At 69.4% G+C, this 245-nt stretch carries 1 protein-coding gene; it reads left to right on the forward strand.

Features of this window, described 5'->3' with window-relative positions:
* On the forward strand, window positions 1-245 hold a 245-nt coding region (locus tag GM672_RS30340), incomplete at both ends, for a hypothetical protein (protein WP_170300307.1).

Consider the following 245-nt stretch of genomic DNA (forward strand, 5'->3'; position numbering starts at 1 on the left):
GCCCTGACGACCAACCAGATCGGTGCCCTGGGCACCAACCAGGTGGCCGCCCTGTCGACCGGTTCGATGGCCGGCATGACGACCAACCAGATCGTCGCCCTGTCGAGCAACCAGGCCGCCGTGCTGAGCTCGGCCCAGATCGGTGCGCTGGCAACGGAAACCGTGGCCGCGCTGGAAACGGCCGACCTGGCCGCCCTGAAGACCGGCACCATCGCCGGCCTGAAGACGCAGCAGGTTGCCGCCCT

This window comes from Pseudoduganella buxea (genome assembly GCF_009720835.1).
GTDB lineage: Bacteria > Pseudomonadota > Gammaproteobacteria > Burkholderiales > Burkholderiaceae_D > Rugamonas > Rugamonas buxea.